At 72.5% G+C, this 3,098-nt stretch carries 2 protein-coding genes; one reads left to right on the plus strand and one right to left on the minus strand.

Going from position 1 to position 3,098, the window contains the following annotated elements; genetic code table 11:
• A partial coding sequence (locus HMPREF3105_RS00950; RefSeq protein WP_070708558.1) for an FAD/NAD(P)-binding protein occupies positions 1-1,854 on the minus strand: 1,854 nt, incomplete at its 3' end.
• A 291-nt stretch (positions 1,855-2,145) separates the two neighbouring features.
• On the opposite strand from HMPREF3105_RS00950, the gene HMPREF3105_RS00955 reads away from it, so the two are divergent.
• Complete coding sequence (locus HMPREF3105_RS00955) at positions 2,146-3,024, plus strand: PRC and DUF2382 domain-containing protein (RefSeq protein WP_070708559.1); 879 nt, start codon at positions 2,146-2,148, stop codon at positions 3,022-3,024.
• The last annotated feature ends 74 nt before the right edge of the window (positions 3,025-3,098 follow it).

A 3,098-nucleotide genomic window follows, 5' to 3' on the forward strand; every position in this document is an offset into this window, starting at 1 on the left:
CTGCACGCCCGAGAGCTGCAGGCCCAGCACGAACACGTCCGCGTGGACCGTGCCGTCCGCGGCCCGCAGCCGGTACGGGCGGGCCGTGACGTCGAAGCCGGTGGCGGGCACGCGCACACCCTCCTCGTCCTCCCACGTCCCGGCCGCGGCGACGCCGTCCGCCAGCATCTGACGGACCAGCGGGGAGGCGGCGGCCTGCACGCGGTTGGGCGGCATCATCGCCTCCACCAGCCAGGCCCCCTCGACGACGGCGGGCCCCAGCGAGTCCTGCGCTCCCACCTGGGGGCTGTGGGCGGTGAATGCGTGTTCCTCGGCCTCGACCACGGGCGCGGGGCCGGCCCAGGTGAGCAGGCCGGCCCGGTGCACCGCGAGCATCTGCTCGACGCGCCACAGCGGCGGGCCGGAGGCGAGGCCCTCGACCAGCGGTTCGAACCAGCCCTGGACGTCCCGGATGCGGGAGGCCTCGGCGATCCGACCCTCGGCGATCCACGCCTTGATCCGCAGTCGGCCGGCATGGAGCGCGCCGACGGCCATCATGAACGGGGACTCCTCCCCGAGGGCGGCCTCCACGCAGGCCTGCTCCATGAGGTCCGCGACGGCCCGCTGATAGTCCTCATGGGAGGCGAACACGGCGTCCTCGAACGGGGACCCATAGGCCAGGATGTCGAGGAAGCGGCGGCCGGGGGCGTACCGCTGGAGGAGCTCCTCGGCGTGCGCGGAGGTCACGGGGGCGCCGCGGCCGGCCTCCTCGAGCTGGCCGACGAGCTCCCCGAGGAACCGGCGCGCCTCGACGGGGCCGCCGAGGATCTCGGGCTGGGCCCGGACGAGCGTGGCGTAGTAGTGCCGGACCACGTCGCGGTGCAGCAGCGGCCAGAGGTGCTCGGCGAGGTCCAGGGCCCCGTGCCGGGCGGCGAGGGCGTCCACGGCGGCGTCGGAGAGGTAGCTGAGGGTGACGCCGCGGGGCACGAAGGCGTCCACCTCCGCCTTGGGCAGGTACGGGATGCCGCGGCGGGACATCAGGTGCAGGCGCGGCTCGTCCCCCGACGGCTCGTACCGCAGGGCCCGGCCGGGTCCGTCGCCGGTGCGGCGGTACACCCCGCCCCGGCCCTGGGTGAGCTGGGCCAGCAGGTCGAACGCGTTCAGGCCCATGCCCCGCACGAGGACGTCCGCGCCGGCCTCCACGGTCTCCCAGTCCACGTCCGAGGGGATCTGCGGGCCCTGGTAGTGCAGCTCGTCCCGGCCCCGCGCGGCGGCGGCCATCCGGTTCTGGCCGGGGCTGAGCTCCGCCGGCTGATGACCCAGGCAGAGCACGACGGCGTCCGCGTCGAGCGCGGCGACCGCACCGTCGGCGTCCCGCAGCTCCAGGCAGGCACCGCCGTCGGGCCGGGGGTGCAGGGCGGTGGCCTCGGCGCGGTGCTCGACGACCTCGACGACCTCGGGACGGGCGCGCAGCCCCGCGACGACGTCCTTGTACAGGTGCCGGAGGTAGCGCCCGTAGACCGCCCGCGCCGGGTACTGGTGGCGGCGCACGCCGAGGCTGGCCTCCGGGTGCACGCGACGCCACTGGTCGAAGGTCTGGGCGGCGGTGGAGGGGCGCAGACCGGGGTTGTCGGCGGCGCACGCGGTCGGGAAGAACGCGGGGGTGTTCATGAGGTACAGCTCGGACTGGTCCGTGCGCCACACCCGCCCTGGCCCGGGCGGATAGGGGTCCACGACGTCGATGCGCAGCCGCCGGGGGTGTGCGTCCGGGGCCGCGCCCTCGAGCCGGGCGAGGATCCGCTCCAGCAGCATGACGCCGCGGGGGCCGGCTCCCACCACTGCGAGGCGGCGCTCGGCCACCAGGGGCTCGGACATGGGGCCTCCACTCTCCTCGGGATCGTTTTCACGCCTGCGGCGCGCGTATTCCACACAATATCGGTGGCCGTCAAGGGTCGCGGACCGCATGCGCCACACTCCCACCGATCCCCCAGGATCCACAGCAGGCCCGGACGAAGAATCCGCGGAATCATGCGGATCACACCCAGATTCTGGGAAAAGTCTGGGAATTGGGAATCTGGGGGGCCGATGGTTGACGCCACTCGGGCCCATGGGGAATTGTGAATGAGTGTAAGGCAACAAAACACCAATTCAGAAGGAGAATTCCTCATGGACCGCAACGCTCTCGACCAGCTGCAGAACTCCACCGTCTTCGCCACCGACGGCGACAAGATCGGCTCCGTCGGTCAGGTCTACCTCGACGACGTCACCAACGAGCCCACCTTCATCACGGTGAAGACCGGCCTGTTCGGCGCCCGCGAGACCTTCGTCCCGCTGCAGCAGGCCCAGACCACCGCCGACGGCATCACGGTGCCCTTCGAGAAGTCCTTCGTGAAGGACGCCCCGAACGTGGACGCGGACGGCTCGCTGACCCCCGAGGAGGAGCAGCGCATCTACGAGTACTACTCCATGGAGTACTCCGCCGCGGATCACGACGGCGACGTGCGTCGTGACGACGTGCGCACCGACGCCGGCGCCGCTGGCGTGGCCGGCACCGCGGGTGTGGCCGGCGTGGCCGACCGCCGCGACGAGGCCGTCGTGGACGGCGACCGCCGCGACGTGACCGACCGCGATCGCCGCGACGTGACCGACGCCGACTCCGTCGTCGTCAAGGACGAGCACCTGAACGTCGGCACCGAGCGCCGCGCCTCCGGCCGCGTCCGTCTGCGCAAGCAGGCCTACACCACCACCGAGACCGTCGAGGTGCCCGTCACCCGCGAGGAGGTCGTGGTGGAGCGCGAGTCCGTCGACCCGAACTCCGCCGAGGCCCGCACCGCCGGCCGCGACGGGGACGTCGAGGTGACCACCTACGAGGAGACCCCGGTCGTCAACAAGACCGTGGACGCCGAGAAGGTCTCCCTGGGCAAGCGCCAGGTGCAGGACACCGAGACGGTGACCGAGGAGGTCCGCCACGAGGACGTCAAGGTCGACGGCGACGCCACCGATCGCGACCTCGACGGCCGCAACGACCGCAAGGATCGCATCTGATCTGAACGGACGCGTCGGCCTCAGGCCGGACGGCTGACAGATCAAGCGGGGCCCCGGATCCATGGATCCGGGGC

It is taken from the genome of Micrococcus sp. HMSC31B01, assembly GCF_001816085.1.
In the GTDB taxonomy this organism is placed as follows: Bacteria; Actinomycetota; Actinomycetes; order Actinomycetales; family Micrococcaceae; genus Micrococcus; species Micrococcus luteus.

Excerpts from the sequence above, each read along its gene's own strand:
- HMPREF3105_RS00955 (WP_070708559.1), top strand. The coding sequence starts at position 2,146 with ATGGACCGCAACGCTCTCGACCAGCTGCAGAACTCCACCGTCTTCGCC.